The sequence below is a fragment of the Stenotrophomonas sp. 62841_Sma genome (assembly GCF_056482945.1).
The window spans coordinates 961,266-982,729 of the sequence record NZ_CM151224.1 but is presented as its reverse complement, the minus strand read 5'-3'; the positions used below and the strand labels follow the sequence as shown (position 1 = coordinate 982,729).

Annotated in this window: 21 protein-coding genes; 18 read left to right on the top strand and 3 right to left on the bottom strand. The window is 65.5% G+C overall.

Annotation, left to right across the window (positions count from 1 at the left end):
• Position 1: 1 nt before the first annotated feature.
• The 16 genes from ACZK5G_RS04520 (at position 2) to ACZK5G_RS04445 (ending at position 18,538) form a co-directional block, all read left to right on the top strand.
• On the top strand, positions 2–592 hold the full coding sequence (locus tag ACZK5G_RS04520) for a hypothetical protein (protein ID WP_005412402.1): 591 nt from the start codon (positions 2–4) through the stop codon (positions 590–592).
• Positions 580–2,724: a phage nozzle protein gene (locus tag ACZK5G_RS04515; RefSeq protein WP_143565846.1), complete on the top strand. Its 2,145-nt coding sequence runs from the start codon at positions 580–582 to the stop codon at positions 2,722–2,724. The genes ACZK5G_RS04520 and ACZK5G_RS04515 overlap by 13 nt, the downstream gene beginning before the upstream one ends.
• A complete protein-coding gene (locus ACZK5G_RS04510) occupies positions 2,721–3,194 on the top strand; it encodes a hypothetical protein (RefSeq protein ID WP_005412400.1) in 474 nt (157 codons plus the stop codon). Before ACZK5G_RS04515 ends, ACZK5G_RS04510 begins: the two co-directional genes overlap by 4 nt.
• A gap of 32 nt (positions 3,195–3,226) precedes the next feature.
• Complete coding sequence (locus ACZK5G_RS04505; protein ID WP_032961812.1) at positions 3,227–3,625, top strand: virion core protein, T7 gp14 family; 399 nt, start codon at positions 3,227–3,229, stop codon at positions 3,623–3,625.
• Between the two features lie 3 nt (positions 3,626–3,628).
• Positions 3,629–5,803: a hypothetical protein gene (locus tag ACZK5G_RS04500; RefSeq protein WP_032961810.1), complete on the top strand. Its 2,175-nt coding sequence runs from the start codon at positions 3,629–3,631 to the stop codon at positions 5,801–5,803.
• Between the two features lie 69 nt (positions 5,804–5,872).
• Positions 5,873–8,974: a hypothetical protein gene (locus tag ACZK5G_RS04495; protein ID WP_234500153.1), complete on the top strand. Its 3,102-nt coding sequence runs from the start codon at positions 5,873–5,875 to the stop codon at positions 8,972–8,974.
• A gap of 39 nt (positions 8,975–9,013) precedes the next feature.
• Complete coding sequence (locus ACZK5G_RS04490; RefSeq protein WP_005412396.1) at positions 9,014–11,551, top strand: phage tail fiber domain-containing protein; 2,538 nt, start codon at positions 9,014–9,016, stop codon at positions 11,549–11,551.
• Positions 11,552–11,576: 25 nt separating this feature from the next.
• Positions 11,577–14,381, top strand: a complete 2,805-nt coding sequence (locus tag ACZK5G_RS04485) for a tail fiber domain-containing protein (protein WP_049427184.1) — start codon at positions 11,577–11,579, stop codon at positions 14,379–14,381.
• Positions 14,381–14,866, top strand: a complete 486-nt coding sequence (locus ACZK5G_RS04480) for a hypothetical protein (protein ID WP_126411773.1) — start codon at positions 14,381–14,383, stop codon at positions 14,864–14,866. Before ACZK5G_RS04485 ends, ACZK5G_RS04480 begins: the two co-directional genes overlap by 1 nt.
• A 26-nt stretch (positions 14,867–14,892) precedes the next feature.
• Positions 14,893–15,162 carry a phage holin family protein gene (locus tag ACZK5G_RS04475; RefSeq protein WP_005412393.1) on the top strand — a complete coding sequence of 90 codons (270 nt, stop codon included), beginning with the start codon at positions 14,893–14,895 and terminating at the stop codon, positions 15,160–15,162.
• Positions 15,163–15,179: 17 nt separating this feature from the next.
• On the top strand, positions 15,180–15,404 hold the full coding sequence (locus ACZK5G_RS04470) for a hypothetical protein (protein ID WP_005412392.1): 225 nt from the start codon (positions 15,180–15,182) through the stop codon (positions 15,402–15,404).
• Positions 15,405–15,412: 8 nt separating this feature from the next.
• Positions 15,413–17,077 carry a phage terminase large subunit gene (terL, locus tag ACZK5G_RS04465; protein WP_032961836.1) on the top strand — a complete coding sequence of 555 codons (1,665 nt, stop codon included), beginning with the start codon at positions 15,413–15,415 and terminating at the stop codon, positions 17,075–17,077.
• Positions 17,078–17,085: 8 nt separating this feature from the next.
• A complete protein-coding gene (locus ACZK5G_RS04460) occupies positions 17,086–17,277 on the top strand; it encodes an LPXTG cell wall anchor domain-containing protein (RefSeq protein ID WP_005412390.1) in 192 nt (63 codons plus the stop codon).
• Positions 17,274–17,771, top strand: coding sequence for a hypothetical protein (locus ACZK5G_RS04455; RefSeq protein ID WP_065426719.1), 498 nt, complete (start codon positions 17,274–17,276; stop codon positions 17,769–17,771). The genes ACZK5G_RS04460 and ACZK5G_RS04455 overlap by 4 nt, the downstream gene beginning before the upstream one ends.
• Before the next feature lie 9 nt (positions 17,772–17,780).
• On the top strand, positions 17,781–18,089 hold the full coding sequence (locus ACZK5G_RS04450; protein ID WP_005412388.1) for a hypothetical protein: 309 nt from the start codon (positions 17,781–17,783) through the stop codon (positions 18,087–18,089).
• On the top strand, positions 18,086–18,538 hold the full coding sequence (locus ACZK5G_RS04445; protein WP_005412387.1) for a hypothetical protein: 453 nt from the start codon (positions 18,086–18,088) through the stop codon (positions 18,536–18,538). The genes ACZK5G_RS04450 and ACZK5G_RS04445 overlap by 4 nt, the downstream gene beginning before the upstream one ends.
• A 21-nt stretch (positions 18,539–18,559) precedes the next feature.
• Here ACZK5G_RS04445 and ACZK5G_RS04440 read toward each other — a convergent pair whose 3' ends face one another.
• From ACZK5G_RS04440 to ACZK5G_RS04430, 3 genes are all read right to left on the bottom strand, one after another.
• On the bottom strand, positions 18,560–18,898 hold the full coding sequence (locus ACZK5G_RS04440; protein ID WP_157173538.1) for a DNA-binding transcriptional response regulator: 339 nt from the start codon (positions 18,896–18,898) through the stop codon (positions 18,560–18,562).
• 151 nt (positions 18,899–19,049) lie between these two features.
• Positions 19,050–19,382 (bottom strand): hypothetical protein, encoded by a 333-nt coding sequence (locus tag ACZK5G_RS04435; RefSeq protein WP_043033726.1) that lies wholly within the window; start codon positions 19,380–19,382, stop codon positions 19,050–19,052.
• Between the two features lie 215 nt (positions 19,383–19,597).
• A complete protein-coding gene (locus ACZK5G_RS04430) occupies positions 19,598–19,927 on the bottom strand; it encodes a hypothetical protein (RefSeq protein WP_032961796.1) in 330 nt (109 codons plus the stop codon).
• A 1,075-nt stretch (positions 19,928–21,002) separates the two neighbouring features.
• On the opposite strand from ACZK5G_RS04430, the gene ACZK5G_RS04425 reads away from it, so the two are divergent.
• Both ACZK5G_RS04425 and ACZK5G_RS04420 read left to right on the top strand, forming a co-directional pair.
• Complete coding sequence (locus tag ACZK5G_RS04425; protein WP_154267699.1) at positions 21,003–21,164, top strand: hypothetical protein; 162 nt, start codon at positions 21,003–21,005, stop codon at positions 21,162–21,164.
• A gap of 68 nt (positions 21,165–21,232) precedes the next feature.
• The gene (locus tag ACZK5G_RS04420; protein ID WP_004154558.1) at positions 21,233–21,403 is read left to right on the top strand and encodes a hypothetical protein; all 171 of its coding nucleotides are present in this window, start codon (positions 21,233–21,235) and stop codon (positions 21,401–21,403) included.
• The last annotated feature ends 61 nt before the right edge of the window (positions 21,404–21,464 follow it).

The window sequence follows — 21,464 nt, the reverse complement described above, 5'->3', positions numbered from 1 at the left end:
CATGAACCTCGAACTCACTCCGACCACGGAACTCGAAGCCGTCAATGTGCTGCTCGGTGCTATCGGCGAAGCGCCGATCAGCGACCTCGAAGCGCTCGGCAACCTGTACGCCTCGCAGGCGCGCGACACCCTCCGCGCGGTGAGCCGCGAGGTCCAAACCGCTGGCTGGTGGTTCAACACCAGCGAGTCGTTCACCTTCACGCTCAACGCGGAAGGCAAGGTGCTGCCGCCGCAGTCGATCCTCAAGCTCGTCCCCGCACGCGGAAGCGAGCCGCTGGTGATCCGAGGCACGCGCCTCATCAACCCGCTCACCCTCGCCGACACGTTCTCGTCGGCCCCCACCGCCGACTTCGTGACCTGGTTCCTCGCCTACGAGGAGCTGCCCGAGTCGGCCCGCCGCTACATCGCCGTGCGCGCTGCGCGTCTGTTCCAGACGAGCGTGCTGGGTAGCGACCAGCTCTACGTGTTCACCGAGAAGCACGAGGAGGAGGCATACCTCATCTTCGCGCAGGAGCACGCCGACTTCACCTACGCCCGCGGCCACAACTTCCTCAGTGGCTCGACGGACGTGTCTGATATTTGGGACCGCTGATGCCGCTAATCACGGGGGACTATCCCTCGTTCCTGGGAGGCGAGTCGCAGCAGGACGATACCGTCCGCTCGCCGAACCAGCTCACCAAGGCGATCAACGCCTGGCTGCATGCCGCAATGGGCGCTGGCAAGCGCCCGCCCGCCGAGTTCGTTGCTGGCCTTGGCGTCACCCTCGATCACGACTGTGCCTTCCACTCCATCGTCCGCGATGAGAACGAGCGCTACATCGTCGCCGTGGGTCACCGCAGCATCCGCGTGTTCGACCACGAGACCGGCAAGGAATACACCGTCAACGCCACGGGCGACGCGCTCAACTACCTGGACACCCAGGGACAGCGTGCGTGGTCGTGCTTCGCGCTGGCGACGTTCTCCGACACCACCTTCATCGTCAACCGGCTGGTAGACGTGAAGCAGAGCGATGAGCTGTCGCCCGGTTCGCTGTACGGATCGGCGCAAACGATGTCCGACCTGCCGAAGCCCGGCGACAAAGGCTCGGCCGTTGTGCCGACCGGCGCGATCTACAACATCATCGGCTCGTCCGAATCGCAATTCGACGACTACTACGTCCAGAAGCAGTCCTCCTCGGTCTACCTGGAGGTCGCCCGGCCGGGCATCAAGCACCGCTTCGATGCCAAGACGATGCCGCACATCCTCAAGCGCATCCCCGATCCAGTGCATGCGGACGGCTTTTGGTTCTCCTTCGGTGGACCGGAGTGGACCGCGCGCCTCGCGGGTGACGAGCAAAGCAACCCGTTCCCGTCCATCGACGGCCAGCGCATCCGCGAGGTGTTCAAGCACCGGGACCGCCTAGGCTTCCTGGCCGGGGAGAACGTGCTGATGTCCGAGGTCTCCGATCCGTTCAACCTCTGGCGCACTTCGGTGACCCAGGTGCTCGACGCCGACCCCATCGACGTGAGCGTCAGCGGGTCTAACGGCGTCACCACGCTCTACCACGCAGTCCCGTTCCAGTCGGCCCTGTTCCTTGCCGCTGCGGGCGGCCAGTTCCTCCTGACCGCCGAGCCGTACCTGGCCGCCAAGAACGTCAAGAGCGATCCGGTCAACAGCTACAGCAGCTCGCCGTACATCCGGCCGAAGCTGATGGGCGAGTCGCTGTACTTCACCGAGGACAGCGGCGCATACGCCAGCGTGCGCGAATACTTCATCGACGACCTGTCGGTGACCGGCGACGCCGCCGACGTGACGGCGCATGTGCCCAAGCTGATGCCGGGCCGCATGCGAGCGATGGCGAGCGCAAGTGGTGCCGACTGCGTGTTCTTCGCTCCTGACGAGCCGACCGACGCGCAGCTCTACGTCTACTTCGTCCGCTGGATCGGCGACGAGAAGCAGCAGTCCGCATGGACGCGCTGGTCAATCTCCGGCGTCGGTCGCATCGTCCACATGCACGCCATCAACGACGTGCTGTACGCCGTCGCGGAAGCCCCAGGCGGCGGCTGCGAGCTGCTCAAGTTCCGCATGGTGCTCAACCAGCACGACACGGATGCCACGGGCGACTACAACTTCCTGCTCGACCGCATGCTGGTGGTGCAGCCCACCTATCAGCAGTTCGGCAACGAGACCTGGATCGACCTGCCCTACATCGTGCCCGATGGCATGACGGTCACCGTCCTCAAGACGGACGACTGGCAAGACCCCGGCGCGTACCTGGACATCACCAAGGCGCGCTGGGACAACGCCCGCACCCGCCTTGCGCTCCCCGGTAACCACACCGAGGGCCGCGTGGTCGTCGGCATGGACTACGAGCACCGCCTCACCCTGACCAAGCCCATCGTTCGCGGTGGGCAGAACCAGGCCGTGCTGGTGGGCCGCACGCAGGTGCGTGACATCGAGGTCGCCTACAAGGATGGCGCGTACTTCGAGCTGGAGGTCGAGCAGCACGGCAATGGCCGCGTCGAGACCTACGTGGCGTCGCACTCCGGTGCGTACACCGCGCGCGTCCTCAACGACTCGGTGTTCCGCACCAGCGCCCCGACGTTCCACTCCGGCTCTCGCCGGTTCCCCGTGCTGGGCGACGCCAACAGCGTCCGCATGCACCTCGTCAACCGCCTGCCGTTCCAGTGCTGGTTCCAGTCAGCACAGTGGCGCGGCATGTTCGTCTCCCGCAGCCGAGTATGACCCTGACCTATCGAAGCCCCACCGCCAGCGACATCCTCCACGTCGCCGAGAACATGCGGCAGGAGGACATCCTGGAGGTGGCGGCTTCGCATGGTCACACCCCGCTCCAGGCGCTCGCATTTGCAGTGACCGCGAGCGACCGCAGTTTCGCCGCGATGCACGACGGTTCCCCCGTGTGCATCTTCGGCTTCAGCCAGCACGCCGAGGGTATCGCCTCGGTTTGGCTGCTGGGCACCGACGCCCTGGTGGCTCCCACGTTCTGCCGCACGTTCCTCCGAGAAGCTCGGCGGATCAGCGACGAGTGGTCGGCCACCTTCGGCACCATCTTCAACTTCGTCGATGTCCACGCCGTCACCACGCGGCGATGGCTCGGCTGGCTTGGCTTCCGCGAGAGCGGCGTCGAGTCCGCCTACGGCTTCGCCAAGACACCCTTCGTCCGAGTAACCAAGACCCCATGTGCAACCCCGTAGCAGTCCAGGTCGGTATCGCCGCAGTCAGCGCGATGGCGACCATGTACGGCCAGGATCAGAACAACAAGGCCATCGAGGAAGCCGCGGAGCGTCAGCAGGAGCAGATCAACGACCAGGCCGCCGAGCGCACCCAACAGCGCATGGAGGAGGCCCGCGCACTGCGATCCGCGATGCGCGCCTCCGCAGCAGAAGCGGCAGTGTCCGGCAACTCGGTCGAGCTGCTGGCGAACGACATCATGGCCCAGGCTGGCCGTGACGTGGCCCTCATCGAGAAGAACCGCAGGAACGGAGTCGTCGAAAGCGGCTCCGAAGCACGCGCTCGTATCCGCACCGGCAATGCCGAGGCGCTGGGCGGCGTGATGCAGTCAGGCGCGAATGCCTACAGCAACATCCAAACCTACAAGCGCTATTCCATTCCCGGAGACGAGTAACCCGTGGCTCGCACGAAACCCCAAGAGATCATCCGCCGCGCGCAGGTGCCGCAGCGTCTCGCCGAGCGCCCCGTTCTGGCGGTGCAGGCTGACCAAGCGTCCTCCGCTGGTGCCGGTGTCCTCTCTCGCACCGCCGCTGCGGTGCTGACGCGCGTCTCGGATTCCGTCAACTCGCAGATGATCTCAAACAGCCGCGAGCAGTACAGCGCCGCGGCGACCCAACGTATGCAGGAGGACGCCGAGGGTACGCCCCGGCAGGCCGAGGACTTCGTTGCCCAGCAGTCGGAGTCATGGCGTCGCGGCTACCTCAAGGCAGACGGCATCATCCGCGTCCGCGACTGGCAGATCGAAGCGGCCAAAGAGATCGCCAAGGCCGAACCCGGCACCGACATCGAGCCGCTCATCAAGGAGCGGATGGCTGCGCTGACGCAGAACCCCGAGTTCCAAGACCCGCAGGTCCGCAAGGCCCTGATGCCGGTCGCCATGCGCGCCGCGCAGCAGGTCCGCCAGCAGTGGCAGGCCGACTCGATGCGGGAAATGCTGGTCCGGCAGAAGGAGTCGCTGACCGCGATCATCCGCGACGGCATCAAGGGCGGCACGTTCCTCACTTCCGAGGGCATGAACGGCCTGTACGCGATGCTGGACCAGGAGGAGTACGCCTATCTCAACAAGCGCGACGTGGACGAACTCTACGTCGAGGCCGCCAAGGAGGAGCTGGCCGCAGGCAACCGCGATCCTCAGTCGATCCTGGCGTTCCTGGAGCAGGACCGCGGCGACGGCCAGCCCGGCTTGATGAACACCGAGCACGGCGACGAGCTGCGCGCGGCGGCTGCCGCTGGTGCCCGCGTGATCGCACACCGCGAGGACGAGGCACGCAAGCAGGCGATGGCCGAGGCAGAGTGGACGCTCCAGGGCCTCGCGGATCGCGGCCAGCTCACCCACAAGACCATCGACACCTGGGCCAGTAAATTCGGCCTGAGCGGTGGCGACCTCCAGTCCTTCAAGCGATACTGGAACAACCAGCAGGAGCAGACGCTTCGCCGCTGGGAGCAGGAAGCGAAGGAGCGCGCCCGAGAGGAGCGCATCCGCAAGCTGGTAGCCGGGGGCAATCCCTACGAGATCAGCGACGCCGACCTCAAGAAGCAGGCCGGTAAGGAGTGGGAGGAAACCCCGCAGGCCGCACGCGGCCAGGTGCTCCAGAAGTGGGCACGGCAGGGCATCGTCATCCCCCAGCTCGAACGCATCCTCAAGCGCGCTGACCCGGCGTTCCAGGAGAACTTCCAGAACGCCGCGACGCTGTACGAACAGCTCCGCAAGGTCTCGCCCAAGTACGCCGATACGGTCGCTGGCGGCGAGGCTGCCGCAATGCTGGACCAGTACCTCTACGACACCCGGCGCAGCGGTCAGTCTCACCAGGAGGCCGCTCGCGTCCTGACGCAACCGAAGCGGGAAGTCGAGGAGGCCCGCTCGGTCATCAACGACACCTGGAAGTCCGGCATCAAGGACTACCTGGAGATCGACGGCAAGCCGCGTGACCCGCGTGAGCTGCACCGCATCCGCCAGGAAGCCGAGCGCATCGCCTCGCGTGGCGGAGTGTCCGGCGAAGCTGCCATCCGTGCAGCGGTCGGTCAGATCGACGCCCAGCGCACGACCGTCAACGGCCGCCGCGTGCCAAACATCGGCATGCCGCAGGGTGCCGAGCCAGCGGTAGACGAGCTGATCCAGACGGTCGCGCGCAAGCTCGGCCGCGACCCGGATGAGCTGTCGGCCCTGCCCAATCCCCGCAATCCGGGGCAGTGGCAGATCGTCGGCCCCGACAACTGGCTGATCCCTGACCCGGACACCGGCCGCGCCATCGGTTTCGACCCGCGTGCCATCGCGGCACAGCACCAGCGCTGGAAGGGAGACCTTGCGGAATCCCAGGCGCGTCGTCGGGTCGAGCAGCGCACCACCTGGGCGGACCAGTCCCGGAACATCCGCGACCTGCGCTCGCAGTCGGCGACCACGGAAGTCCCTGCGGCCATCGCCAAGCGCGACGCCAGCGCCGCCGAGGCTCCCGCCTTCGAGCTGCCCAAGTTCGACCTCACCAAGCCGCTGGTTCCCAACGCGGGCACCAAGCAAACCACCACCACCCCGGCAGTCCCCGAGGACTTCCTGGAGTACCTGACGAGGAAGTAAGACCGCATGTTTGAATCCCTACCCGGCGCAGACGAGAACATCGTCAAGCCGGCAACCCAGCAGCCCATCGTGCAAGCCGTGCGCGAGCGCAAGGAGCAGCGAGAGGCCGCGGAGCGCCGGAAGGATCAGACGACCGTATGGGACGGATGGGGCGCTGCCCAGGCAAAGGGCGGCATCGGCTTCATCGACCGCTTCATCACCGAGCTGGGCTACGAGCCGCAGCAGGGCTATCGCATTCCCGCAGACGCGCGCAAGCGCTGGGAGTCGATGGGCCTGCGCCCGGAGCAGTGGGAGCTGTTCGGCCGGGCCACGTCCGACGAGCACCTCTCCTATCTGGAATCCGTGGCCTTTATGAATCAGATGGCGGACGACGACCTGGCGCAGTTCGGCCTGGGCGGACAGATCGCCCTCGGCTTCACCGACCCGGTGGCAACCGGCCTCGATCTCGCCACGGGCGGCCTGGGGTACGCAGCCAAGGCCGGACGCCTCGCCAACGCGGTGCGTTCCGGTCTACAGGCTGCGGGCACCTCCGCGCTGATGTCGGCCGCAACCTCCACCTACGACCCCGAGCAGACGCTCGCGGATGGCGTGCAGAGCGCCGCCCTGTCGTTCGCGTTCGGTGGTGCCCTCGGCGCTCGCCGGGGTGCCCTGTTCGACGGCGAGGTGAAGCCTGACGTGGTGAAGCGGCTGGCCGGTGACGACTCGCTGTCCGCCGCCCGCGTGGCAGGCACCGCCGCCAACGACCTCACGCCAGGCGTCCTCCCGCTGCGCAACGAGAGCGCATTCGAGCAGGAGTTCACCGACAAGGCGCTGGTCAACGCGCACATCACGCCCCACTTCGCCACCGTCCGCCGCGACCTTGCTGCCCGCATGGGTAGCGCCAAGTCGCCGCTGGTGCGCGAGGCGGGCCGCCTGCTGTTCCGCGATGGCGTCGGCTACACCGATCGCTCCGTCGCGGTCCAGGAGTCCACCAGCGAGTTCGCCAAGCGCCACCTGGCCGTCATGGAGACGGAATGGCGGAGCGGAGTGAACGCCGCATGGGACGCCTACAAGCAACGGACAGGCACCCATTGGTGGAACTTCTCCGAGCGCGCAAAGTTCAACGAGGAGGTCGGCCGTGCCGTGCGCGGTGCGCCTGACGTATCACCGGAAGCCGCCAAGGCGGCCGGCAGCGTCGCCAAGGCGATGCGCGATGCGCTCAAGCTGGCGCAGGACAGCAACCTCGACGGCTTCGCCAACGTGGCGCAGAACGGCAGCTACCTGCCGCGCTACTGGAGTGGCAAGGGCTTCAAGCGCCTGTTCGGCGAGATGCAGCTTCACCAGGACGACGTGATCGAGCAGCTCATCAAGCCCGCCATGCGTCGCGCCTGGGAGGCCACCACCGACGAAGGCGACGAGATCGACGACGAGCTGCTCGGGGCGGTTGCACGCTCCTACCTCAAGCGCGCCCAAGCGAACTTCGAGGGCGACGGGATGGACCTGCTGGTCCGCCCGCTGGACAGCGATTCGGTCGAGGAGATCGGCAACATGCTGACCGAGGCGGGCGTCTCGCCCGTGCGGTCGCAAGAGCTACTGTCCAAGCTGGAGCGCAAGACCTACGAGTCGGGCAAGCTCGACCGCGCGAAGAAGCGCATCGACCTCGACGAGACCTACTCCACCACCATCCGCAACGAGGCTGGCGAGGACGTGCAGGTCTCGATGGCCGACCTGTTCGACAACGACGTGGACTCGGTGATGACCCGCTACATGCGCGAGATCACCGGCTGGTCGGCGCTGTCGTCGAAGGCTGGCATCAAGAACCGCGCACAGCTCGACCGCTTCGTGTCGAAGCTCAAGAGCGACGCCCGCAAGTCCGGCGACGACGTGAAGGACATCGAGCGCCTGATCGACATCGGCCTCAAGTCCACCTTCGGCCGCAGCACCGAACTCGATCCCGCCAGCCGAGGCGCACGCTACGCGCGGTTCCTGCGCAACTGGAACTTCGCCCGCGTGATGAACCAGGTCGGCTTCTCGCTGTTCGCCGAGCTTGGCCCGACCATCGCGCATGCCGGTCTCCGCAACTTCTGGAATTCCGTGGGTGCCGCCCGCGACTTCCTGGTGCGCGGCGCTGACGGCAAGCTGTCCTCGCAGGAGGCGCGCGTCATGGAGCGGCTGTTCGCACCCGGCACCGACTGGCTGCGCAACCCGCCGTTCCTGCGCCTGGACGAGGATGCGCTAGTGCCGCAGACGTTCAACGTCAAGCACGGCGAGAAGATCGACAACGCGATGAACATGGCGACGCACGTCACCTCGGTCGCATCCGGCATGGCCCCGATCAACACGATGCTCCAACGCATCGCCGGTCGCGCCACGCTGCTGCGGCTGCTGGACATGGCGAACGCCAAGAAGCTGTCGGACGCCGAAGTGGCCCGCCTGCGCACCTGGGGCCTCGACGAGAAGGCCCAGGCCGACGTGTTCGGCTACCTCAAAGGCAAGCGGCAGATCGAGCAGATCGACCCGGACAAGCTGCCGTTCCAGACGCGCGAGCGCATGGCGGCCTTCCTGTTCCGCGTGACGCGACACCAGGTTCTCGAAGGTGACGCCTCGGACAGCATCGAGCTGATGCACTCCACCACCGGCCGCATCGTCACGCAGTTCCGCAGCTTCATGGTCAACAGCTACACCCGCCACTTCCTGAACTCCGTCCACCACTACGACGACTGGCGCACCTACGCGATGGTCGTGCTGTCCACTTCGGCAGCAGGCATGGGCTGGGCGGCTCGCACGTACATCAACACTGCGGGCAACCCCGAACAGCGGAAGAAGCAGCTGACGCAGGAGAACTTCTACAAGAACGCTGTCGCGCAATCGAGCTGGTCGAACGTGATCCCCGCGGTCACCGACGCCGTGTGGGCGGACGCCTTGGGTAACGACCCGGTGTTCGCCAACAACCGCTCGACCGGCCTGGAGAACGGCGTGATGGGCATCCCGTCCATCGACCTGTTCAACAAGGTCTACGGCAGCACGCGGATGATCGGTTCGGCCATCCGCGACGATGAGGAGATCACCGAGAAGCAGATGCGCGACTTCTGGAAGATTTGGTGGTTCAACAACATGACGGGCGTCCGCAACATCGCGGATCAAGCCCTACAGCAGTTCCCTGACCGCAAGGACGGGACTGATCGACCGTAACCAGGAGGCCCTTCGGGGCCTCCACCTTTTTGAGGACGCATGATCGAACTATCGCGCGGCCTTTCCTTCGTGCTCTACACCTACGAGGGAGGCCCTACGCGGTTCACCGTGCCGTTCCCGTACATCGCCCGCGAACACATCCGGGCGTTCGTCGGTGAACCGGACGCGGCCCGCGCTGTCTCCGTGTCGTGGGTGGACGCCAGCACCATCGAGATTCCGTCGCAGGATGGCGTGCTCGACGCACCCTACACTGTGACCATCCGGCGATTCACGCCGATTGACGCCCTCCTGGTCAACTACAAGGAAGGCGCAAACCTCCCGGCGCGCGACTTGTCCAAGTCGTTCCGCCAACTGCTGTACGCACACCAGGAACTCGCCGAGTTCGGTGGTGGCAGCGGCCTCCCCGGTGGCGGCCCCGGTAACCCCGGTGGCGACCCGGACCTCAACGCAATCATCGAGCAGCTCCTCCGCTCGCCAGCACTGCAAGACCTGCTGACCCGCATCGACCTTATCGACGTGAACGCCGAGGCGATCCTGGAGGAAATCATGCGCTCGCACGAGTTCTTCGACGTGCAGCGCGACTATGGCGACAAGATCAGCACGGCCACCCACGAGATCGGACTGCTGACCGAAGGCAACAAGGTCATCGCGCAGCAGATCATCGACCTGTTCGCGCGGGTGGACTACGGCGAGCAAAGTAGCCAGGCACGATTCCTGGAGGTCAATCGCGCCATCGCTGACGAGCGCTCCGCGCGCGTCGAGGCGATCACCGAGCTGCAAGGCCAGGTGGTCGAGAACGGCAAGACGATCTCCGCAGCGCTCAACCAGCGCATCGACGAGGTGGAGAGCACCACCGAAGCGGCGCGTGCGGCCACCGAGCAGCGCCTCGGCGCAGAGATCGAGGACAGCGCGGCGCAGGTCCGCACCGCGGTCATGGCCGAGGTTGACGCAACCAAGGCCCGCGTGTCCGACGTTGAGACGGCAGTAGTCCGCCACGGCGAGAACATCGCTGGCCTGGCCGAGACCACCGAAGCCCTGACGGACGCCGAGGGTGCCAACACGGCATTCCGACAGCAGATGGCGGCCAGCTACGGCGCGAACGTGCCGCAGGGGATTGCCAATGAGATCGACGGCCAGGTGTCGGCGGTTTCGGCCGCCTTCGAGCAGCGCATCGACACCGAAGCGTCCGCGCGCGAAGCCCTGGCTTCCCAGGTATCCACGCTGGAGACCAGCACCGCGCCGACGATCTTCTCGGACGCGCAGCCCTCCCCGCCCGCTGGCGGCTTCAAGGTTCCGACCTTTTGGGTCAAGACCGTGCAGACCGGCGCGTACCTGACGCAGATTTGGGATGGCACCGGCTGGCGCAAGGCCGACCTGGATGTCACCTCTCCGACCGGCGCGCTGGTGCAGCAGCTCAACACCACCAAGATCACCGCCGAGCAGGCACAGGCCATCGCGGCCACGCAGGTCCAGGCGTTCAAGGACGGCGACTTCGCCACCATCCGGCAGGAGTTCAACGTGGTCGCCGGGCAGCACTCCGGCATGTACGGTCAGTGGCAGGCCAACTACTCGGTCAAGATCAACGCGGGCACCATCAACGGCGTCCCCGTGGTCGCCGGTATCGCCCTCTCCGCCAACCCGCAGACCGGCAGCGACTTCATCGTCACCGCGGATCGCTTCGCCTTCGTCCACCCGCAGTACACCTCGGGCGGCACCTTGGCGAGCATCAAGTATCCGTTCGTGATCGGCACTGTCGGCGGCCAGTCCACCGTGGGCATCCAGGGTGCGCTGGTGGTGGACGGGACGATCACTGCGGACAAGATCAGGGTGAACTCCCTGGCCGCGCTCACGGCAAACGCAGGCACGATCAACGGCGGCACGTTCAAGACCCACACCCTCGACGGCAACGGCAACATCGTCAACGCTGCCGAGTTCCGCGTGGAAATCTCCAACCTCGGCGACTGGCCCCTGTGGGTCGGCTCCGGCGCGAAGAACGCCAACAACGCGGTGTTCTACGTGGACCGCAACGGCGGCGCGTTCTTCCGAGGCCGCGTCAATGCTCCCAACATCGTTGGGCAGTTCCAGTCGGCGACCGGCGTGTGGTGGACCGGGGCAACGAGCCTCTGCTACCAGGCGGGCAACAACTTCATCCCGCTCGGCGATTGGGTGGCGATCCACGAGTTCTGGCTCGGCGCTCCGGTGCTGGCTGGCGAGGGTCATACGCCCTCCGTGTCGGTGACCGTCACCGCGAACACGCGCGTCTACGGGCTGCACGTCATCTTGGAGGAGCTGCGCGACTCTGTGTGGGTCGTCATCGCCTCGCACGAGCCGCCGATGTACCGCGCGTTGATTCAGCAGATGGGCGGCGACGGCAACACCTTCACCGCGTCCAACTTCTACACCTACGAGCAGTCGGTGACGCTCTCGGCGTCCGGCGCATGGACAGGCGGTGCCCGCGCATTCCGCGTGCGGTGCCGCGCATCCAGCCCGCCTCCGCAGGTCCACGGCTACGACGCCCCGGCCTACCCGAACTACCTCATCACGTCGATTGGCGGCTTCGCCTTCGGCATCCGATAACCCTCAGAGAGAACCCAAGCACCGCATGAGCACTACCCCCGGCTACGTCTCCAACGCCGAGCTGGCCTCGCGCCTCTCGACGCTGGTAGACCGCTGGAACCGGCGCGAGAATCAGATGATCGCGCTGCTGACTCAGGAGGAAGGCACCGTCGTCGTGACGGACGGCCTGGGCAACAACCACACCCTCCTCTCGTTCCCGCAGCTCCAGAAGGACGTGGCCGGGCTGACCGACGAGCTGACCGGCTCGGTCGTGCAGGTGCGCGACCTGGTGTCCGTGGCAACCGGCATGGCGAACGCCGCGCAGGCGTCCGCAGATGACGCCTCTGGCTTCGCCGACGCTGCCGAAGCATCCGCCGTGCGCGCTGCGGAATCCGCCGCGAGCATCGACGACGACGTGCAGGCCACCGCCGACGCGGCGACCTTCGCTGCTGCCAAGGCGGCCGAGGCTTCCGACAGCGCGACCGAGGCGGCAAGCTCCGCAGTGGACGCCGCCGCTTCGGCGACGGCCTCGGCCACCTCGGCGCTGGCTTCGGCTGGCTCCGCAAGCCAGGCGGGCACGTCGGCCACCGCAGCGGGTCAGGCGCGTTCCGACGCGCAAGCAGCGGCGACTGCTGCCGCCACGTCACGGGATCAGGCGCAGACCATCCTGGGCTATGCGACCGACGCGGCCGACCGCGCGGAAGCTGACGCCACCGCTGCCGCAGCATCGGCTGCCGCAGCCGCCGACAGCGCGACCGCCGCAGCGACCTCGGTCACTCAGGCGACCACCCAGGCCAACCGGGCGGAAGCCCAGGCGTCCGCCGCGGCGACCAAGGCTGGCGAGGCTGCTGGCTCGGCGACCACCGCAGCCGGTCATGCCTCCGCTGCGTCCGGCTCGGCGTCTGCCGCCTCGATCTCGGCGCAGACCGCATCGTCGGCCAAGGCCGCTGCCGAGGCTGCCCGCGACAAGGCTGGCCTGTACGCGAACGCGCCGCAGGGCACCGAGGTCTCGCCGGGCGAGTTCTCGGCGAAGCATTGGGCCGCCCAGGCGCAGGCTGCCGTCACTGGCTCGCTGGTCTACATGGGATCGTGGGATGCCGGCACTGGTGCGTTCCCGGCCAACCCGGTGAAGGGTCACTTCTACAAGGTGGTCGGCGAAGGCACTGTGGGCGACATCCACTGGCGAGTCGGCGACCAGGCGCTCTACGGCGCTACCTGGGAGAAGATCGACAACACCGATCAGGTCACCAGCGTCGCCGGTAAGCAGGGCGACGTGACCCTCGTGGCTGGCGACATCGGCGGCCTGGGCGCGCTGGCGACCCGCGACGACGTGGACTTCAACACCCACGTCACCGGGAAGCCGACGACCTACCCGCCGAGCACCCACACGCACACCAAGGCGCAGGTCGGCCTCGACAAGGTGGACAATACCGCCGACCTCGACAAGCCGATCAGCACCGCGACGCAGACGGCGCTCGACGGCAAGGCGGCGGCGACGCACACGCACACCATCGCCAACGTGACCGGCCTCCAGTCCGCGCTCGACGGCAAAGCGGCGGCGTCCCACTCGCACACCATCGCAAACGTAACCGGGCTGCAAGCGGCGCTCGACGGGAAGTCGGCAATCGGCCACACGCATACCGCCGCCGAGATCGCCAACGTCGTCAACGTGACCGACGATCAGTCCATCGGTGGCGTCAAGACGTTCGCCTCCGGGCAGATTCGTGTGCAGGGATTTGGCGGCGAGGCCACGTCCGGCGTCATGTACCTGGGGTCGCTGGATCGCTATGTGTACGTGCCGCCAGCTGCGAACTCGCTGGAGTTCCGATTCGGCGATGGCACGGGTGGCGTCGCGTCCCTCAACGCTGGCGGCACCGTCTGGACCTCGGCGAACTTCAACCCGGCAGGAAAGGCCGACGCCGGTCACACGCACACCATCGCAAACGTCAGCGGCCTCCAGTCCGCACTGGACGGCAAGGCGAGCCTGGGTGGCGCAACCTTCACCGGGCAGGTCACTCTGGCCTATGGCGCGCCGCTGCGGTTGACCGGCATGGGTGCAGCGGGAACCGCGTACATCCACGGAACGAACGGCGCTGGCGATGACGTTTGCTCGATCACCCGCGTGAACACGAACAGCTGGTACAACCTGTACTGGAACGGTGCTGCGAACATTGCGGGCCGCCTGACGGTCGGCGATCAGATTTACCTCAACGCTGGCTGGTTCCGCTCCCAGCAGTCCGGCACCGGCTGGTACTCGGAAGCGCACGGCGGCGGCATCTGGATGCAGGACAGCACCTGGGTTCGCACCTACGGCGGCAAGGGATTCCTTATCGCTGGCCCAGGCGGTAGCGGTGGCGACCTCCGTTTGGAGAGCTACTCGCCAACCATCACCTGTTACGACTCCGACAACGGGACCACGCACTGGCTCCATTGCAACGACAACAACCACGGCTTCCTCGCCAGCAACGCCTTCTCGTGGTGCGCCTACCGCGACGGCAGCAACAATTGGGTCGCCACGGGCAACATCGTCGCCTATGCGTCCGATGCGCGTCTAAAGAAGAACATCGTGGACGCCTCGGCCTCCAAGGTGGCCGACTTCTTCGACCGCTTCCGTGTACGCGAGTTCGATTGGGATGCCAAGGCAATCGCCGAGCTGAATCCCACGTTCCACCCGAGCGCGGATCACGAGGTCGGCGGCATCGCGCAGGAGGCCGAGGAGGTCTACTCGTTGATGGTCGCCACGCACGCAAACGGCATCAAGACGATCCAGTGGGAGAAGGCTATTCCCTTCCTTATCGCTGAGGTGCAGGCGCTGCGTAAGCGCGTCGCGGACCTTGGGGGAGGTGCCTGATGGCCCTCCCCGGCTCCGGCCCTATCTCCTGGGAAATGATCCGCGCCGAGTTTGGCGGCGGCTACCCGATCTACGCGGACCAGTATTACCGAGGACGTGGATTGGTGCCCGACGTTCCGGCCAACTACGGCGTCCCCACGAGCGGCCCGATCTACGCCTCGCAGTTCTACAACGCGGTCAAGGCGACGCCGTTCCAAGCATCGCTGTCGCCGAGCTACCTGATGGGTAACTGGCCTCAGTCCACCAACGGCACGGTCAGCGAGTCGTTCAGCGTTTATTGCTCGGGCGGCACCGGCAACTACTCCGTGGTCTCCCGCTCCGTCACAGGCGGCGCGTCGATCTCCGGCAGCGGCCTCGGTGGCACTGTGACCGCCTCTGGGCGGAACACCTCCCGCATGGGGCAGTTCACAGTCGTCGTCACCGATGGCGTCACGCAGATCACCCTGACCGGCAACTACGAGTACAGCTTCGGTCGTCCGCTCTAACGCATCCACCACCTACAAGAGACCTAATGCACGATGAAGTGAAGCTGGTCGGCGCTCTCGCGGGCGTCGGCCTCATCGTGGGCATCGCAAAGATGCTCACGTCGAACGATCCGATCACCTGGAAGCAGGCGCTCGGCCGCGCAATCCTCTCTGGCGCTACCGGCCTTGCCGCTGGTGCCATCGTCATTTTCATCCCCGGCGTCTCCTTCGTCGCCCAGGTCGCGCTCGCGTGCATCCTGGCGTCGCTCGGCACGTCCGCGCTGGAGACCGTACTGAACCGCGTCGTCAACAAGTGACCGCCCCCAAGGATGCCTTGGAGCGACTGCACGCCGCAGTCGCTGACAAGCTCGCCGACACCATCGACTCGATGGAGTCGGACGCGAAGGGCCTGGCCTCGATCCTCAACGTGGCCCGGCAGTTTCTCAAGGACAACGGCATCGACGTTGCGGCCACGCCGCCCGGCTCACCGCTGGGCAAGCTGGCCGACAAGGTGTCCGAGTTCCCGTTCGATCCCGCTGAGGATGGGCGGCTGAACTGATGGAGGGCATGACGAGCCTCCACGTTCGTCACCCTTTCGAGGACTTCCGCAACTTCGCCTGGTACGTCTGGAAGGAGCTGGGGCTACCAAGCCCCACTCCGATCCAGTACGACATCTGCGAGTTCCTGAAAACCGGCCCGCGCCGTCGCGTCATCATGGCGTACCGCGGCGTCGGCAAGTCCTGGGTGACGGCCGCCTACGTCTGCTGGCTCCTCTGGAAAGACCCCCAGCACAAGATCATGGTGGTCTCGGCATCGAAGGAACGCGCCGATGCGTTCTCGGTGTTCGTCAAGCGCCTGATCGAAACCCTGCCTGAGCTGCAACACCTGCGCCCGCGTCCCGACCAGCGCAACTCGAACCTGGCGTTCGATGTCGGTCCCGCGCAGCCCGATCAGTCGCCCTCGGTGAAGTCGGTCGGCATCAACGGCCAGCTCACCGGCTCCCGCGCCGACACCATCATCGCGGACGACATCGAAGTCCCAAAGAACTCCATGACCGTCGTGCAGCGCGAGAAGCTCGCCGAGCTGGTCAAGGAGTTCGACGCGGTGCTCAAGCCTGGCGGCGAGATCATCTACCTCGGCACTCCGCAGACCGAGGAGTCGCTCTACAACAAGCTGCCCGAGCGCGGCTACGTCATCCGCATCTGGCCTGCGCGCTACCCGAAGGACACCAAGCACCGTCAGGTGTACGGCGACCGCCTCGCGCCGATGATCGCCGATGCGTTCGACGCGAACCCCAAGCTCGCCTGGAAGAACTGCGAGAGCGTCCGCTTCTCCGATGAGGACTTGATGGAGCGCGAGGCGTCCTACGGACGCTCCGGCTTCATGCTCCAGTTCATGCTCGATGCGTCGCTGTCCGACGCCGAGAAGTACCCGCTCAAGCTGTCCGACCTGATCGTGATGGACGTGGACCGCGAGGTCGCTCCGATCCGCGTGGTCTACAGCAGCGGCCCGGAGTACATCGTCAGCGACATCCCGTCCGTGGGCTTCACTGGCGACCGCCTGTACCGGCCCATGTACCTCGCCTCGGAAATGGAGGAGTTCACCGGCAAGGTACTCGCCATCGACCCCTCGGGCCGAGGTGGCGACGAAACCGGCTACGCGGTCGTCGGCATGCTTCGCGGCATGCTCTACGCGCGCCGCGCTGGTGCGACCAAGGGCGGCTACGACGACGACACGCTGGAGACCCTGGCGCACATCGCGCGCGCCGAGAAGGTCTCCGCAGTCCTCATTGAGGCGAACTTCGGTGACGGCATGTTCGCCAAGATGCTCTCCGGCGTCCTGGCGCGCGTGTACCCGTGCTCCATCGAGGAGGTGAAGCACTACGGCACCTCGAAGGAGAACCGAATCATCGACGTGCTGGAGCCGGTGCTGAACCAGCACCGCCTGGTGGTCGATGCCTCGATCATCCGCGCCGATCAGAAGTCCGAACAGAAGTACCAGCTGTGCTACCAGCTGACGCGCATCACGCGCGACCGCGGCGCACTGCGCCACGACGACCGCCTCGAAGCGCTGGCGATGGCCGTGAAGTATTGGGCCGACCAGCTCTCCCGAGACGTGTCCAAGGAGGAGCAGCGCTACCTGGAGGAGCTGCTCGACCGCGAGTACGCCTCCTTCATCCAGTCCGTGACCGGCCGCATGCCGTCACCCGACAACTACCTCGACATCCTGTAGGAGACCCAATGTCCAACACGCTCGCTGCGTGGCTGATGGCGCTCGCCGCCGCTGGCCTGCTGTACCTGTTCCTGCGCCGCAAGAACGACGACGACAACGACGGCCCGAGCGCACCCGCGCCGGTAACGCCGTGCGACTGCAACCACGCTCCCTGCTGCCACACCCAGGGCGGCCAGTCGAACCCCTACGCGCCGGTATGACCGACGCAAAGCTGCCGAGCCTCGTGGAGGTCAGGGACAACCTGATCCCCGCGGCGGCCCGGCTGCTCCCCGGCGTGGCCTTCACTCCCGAAGCGAAGGTCATGCTGCTCGCCATTGGTCTCCAGGAATCTCGCTTCGAGCACCGCAGGCAGATCAAAGGCCCCGCACGCGGCTTCTGGCAGTTCGAGGCGGGCGGCGGCACCGCAGGTGTACTCCGTCACCCGGCGACCTCCGCACGCGCCTCACAGCTCGTCTCCGCGCGTCTGGAGCGTCCCTCGACCGCTGCGGTCAACGAGGCGCTCGCCTCCGACGACGTGCTCGCCTGTGCGTTCGCTCGCCTGCTGCTGTTCACCGATCCGCGTCCGCTGCCCGCCCTGGGTAACCCCCAGGCCGCATGGGACTACTACGTCCGCAACTGGCGGCCGGGCAAGCCGCACCGTGACACCTGGGACGCGCTCTACGCGAAGGCCCTGGCAACCATCCGCAACACCTAACCGGAACCCATGAACTTCAAGACCATCTACAACCGCGCCAGCGAGCGCCTGGTGCGCGCCTACGAGCGCGCTAAGGGGTACGTAGCGCTACGCATTGCCCTCGCCTCGCAGTGGCTCCTGGAGCGCCTGCGCGAGACCTCCCGTCGCACCTACACCGGCTGGCTGTTCGTCGTCGTGTTCCTGGCGCTGCCCTACGTCGTCCTCGGCGGCCTGTGGGAGCACCTGCGGAATGCCGCGGAGCGCCTGTGGGATGACGTGAACGACATCGAGTGGGCTGCGTTCACCCCGAGCTACTGGCGGGAGCACATCAAGCAGTGACCACGCTGGCCTTTGACGGCCGGCTCGTTGCTATCGACTCGCAGGTCACCGCTGGTGATCTGCGGTACGAGGAGGAGAAGTTCTACCGCACCACCGACACCACCGGGCGCGACCTGGTGGTGTTCGGCGCGGGCACCACTTCCCACATCCAGCGAGCCGTGCGCGAGCTGTCGGAGGGATTCGACGAACTGACCAAGGGCGAGTACACGATCCTCGTGGTCGGCCTGCGGGACAACCCGGTGGCCTTCTACCACGACGGTCTCCCTCTCGACCTCCGGCGCGACTTCCTCGTCGCCGGTAGTGGTGGTGCGATTGCCCTGGCCGCCATGAAGGCAGGCCACAACGCGACCGAAGCAGTCCTCATGGCCTGCTCGACGGACCTCTACAGCGGTCCTCCGGTGCAGACCTACGACACGGTTACAAAGCGTTTCCTAAAACGCCGGACCTGAACTACTGGCGCATGGACGCGCCTAAACAGGAATGCCGATTTGGCGAGTCCTATCAAGGGCGCTCATGAGTTCTTTGATGCGGTACGGCTTCGGGAGAAAGGTCGCCCACTGGTGAGCGTCAGGGAGCTGCGGGTTCGGCACCCCGGACGCGAACATGTAGGGAATTCGGTGCGACAGCAGGTAATCGGCGACGGACATTGATGCTCCGTCCTGCGTCTGGATGTCTAAGATCGCCGCGTGAAATGCTTTCGCCTCTATGCGGTCGAATGCATCGGCAGCGGAGGCGACCACATCGACCTCGTAACCCTGCATCGCCAGGATTTCCTTCAACATCCCTGAGAGGTCAGGATCATCTTCCATGACCAACAACGAGCCGAGCCGACCCTGGCTGTATGCATCCGTAGCCATCGCGCGTTCTCCCACGCCTACGTTCCCCAAACGGTTCGTACCGTACACGACGGCCAGTTAAAAGACAGGAAACGACTCTACCTGAAAGTGAACAGTTCAGCTATCACGCCAATTCTTCATCCTTGAACCACCACATTACAGCCAAGACGACAAACCAAACGATCAGCGGGACGCCAATCGTGAATTCCACGAGTAGGCCTCTCATGTGCTCGTGCTGCGCGGCCTCAGTCAGTGCAGAATCCAGAATTGGCACCGCATCGGCCACCACGCTGTACGAGGTCGTGTCATCGTTTATGACCTCGCGGGTACGTTCGACCAGCTCCCGTGCTGCTCGAAGCTTCGCGTGCTGATATGCGGCGGGCACTCCAGCACAGACCAGCGAGAGGACAGTGACCAGCGCCGCCAAGCGAATGAGGAGGGTATTGAGCGATGCCATAGATGCTCGTTGTAATGTCTATGCCAACCGCTAAGTTTATTCGACCACGGAGCACTGGGAGGGCTTGACAAGGGTGCTATCATAGTAAGACCTAAGTATTACTCTAGCAGGACTATAGAGTTCTATTCATTGGTATTCACCATCAAGTAGAGCTACAGTTCTCCTATGCACTCCTGGGGTGTTCCTCTGTCCTCCTTGGGTGCCACTGCGGCGGACTAGACCTCCGTCCCATCCTTGATGACCCATAGCACCACGCCCGCACCAATCCAAGCGAGCGCCGGGATGCCCAAAGCGAGCTGGAGAAACAGGTTGCGGGAATTGCGGTTGCTGATGAGGTCATTCGTCGCGGCGTCAAACGTCCGCACCGCCTCATCAACCAACACCTGCGGCGAGGCGTCGTTCTCGATGATCTGCTCGTTCCAGGAACGCAACTCCTCAGCGCTCCTTACGCCGGTCTGAAAGTACGCGGCAGGGAGTCCTGCGAGCACTAAGGCCAGGACGGTGATCGCGGTAGCGGTTCTTATCGTGTATCGGCGGGCGTACATAACGTCTCCTCGAAGTGACAGAGGTGGTCGAAAGGTTTGCGGCAAATTTCCGAAGGAGTATCCAACTACTTGGAACGGCGCGATCACCCCCCGTAGGGGGTCGCCCCCTGTAGCGTAAGGCACGATGCGCCCCCTTCGCGTCACCTGCGGCGTCACCACCTCGGCTAACCTACTGATTCCAAAGGTGAACCACCGGATTAGGTATCCAGTGCCTAGGCAATCCCATGCGATACCTGGGCAACCTGCGGACATCCGCGCTCAAACGTTCGCGCCCCTGTCTGTCCCTATCTGTCTTTTTGCCCTGACCGCCACGCGCCCACCTCGGCACCACCTCGGCACACCTGCCGACCACCTCGGCACACCCTGCCCGGCCTATGCCCACCTGCCGCCCACCACGGCCAGCCAATGCGCCACCACGGCCCACGCAAGGCCCGCCACGGGCACCCCTACCGCCCCGCCTATAGAAGCTCCCCACGCGCGCGCTAGGCGCTCCCTGCGACCATCCAAAATCGTTGCCATCGGGGTATTGACAGCCATGCGGGGATTGATCTAATCTATACCCGTCGCCAGCAACACGGCGGCAGCGGAAAAGGCGGCGACAGACGTGCGACCGATGGATCGACAGCACCTAGAGCTTATCCCGCCAGCACTGAGGACTAGCCCCAAAGGCCCCTAAGCGCACCGCAGGTAACGTCCGGCTCAACCATCCCCCTACCGGGAGTGATTGACAAACCGGGAGCAAAAGGGCATAATGCCCACCATCGAACAACGGCCGCAGGGTGCGGTCGGGACAGTAGGAAAGGGGCAGGCAGGAGCGCCGCCCACGGCAGAACGCGGGGAGCTGGGAACACTAGCCGCGCCGGGAAGTGTAAGGGCCGATGAAGGCCGCCACGGATACCGGGTCACCGCCAGAAAGAGCGGGGCCATCTGTACGGGATTCCTAGGCGAGCTGGAGGCGCTCCCGGAAGCTGGCGACGGTCAGATTCCATGCCTTACGAGCATGAGTCTGACCGCCAAAGCGCCCCTACCGTTGTGATGGGGCGTTTTGGTGGTCCGATTCACTGGAGAGCAACCCATGACGATGATCCCGTTTGATATGACCGCCCGCGACTACTACGTGGCCGGTTGCATCCGCCGCGGCATCCGCGAGCACCGCGCCCGACTCAACGAGCGGGAGCGCCAGGCACACAAGAACCGCACCCAAGTTGCGCCTTGTCCATCCCCCGTTGTCATCTGATCCCCTTTCGTCAACCCGGTTTTCCACACCCCGCCGACGTGTGACGGCGGGTCTTTTTTGGAGCTACCATGAGCACCAATGGACCACTGGAGGACTTGCAAGTGCGCAAGCTCACCGCTGAGATTCGCAAGATCAACCGCGAGAGCGACAAGCTGATGATGGAGACCCGGTGGTATCCGCTGGTGGTCGCCACGGCCTTTGTGGCTGGCATCGTCACGCTGACCAAGCTGTTCCTCTAACAGCGCCCTACCCCAATCCCCCGAAGCCGCCGCAAGGCGGCTTTTTTGTTGCCCGGAGAAA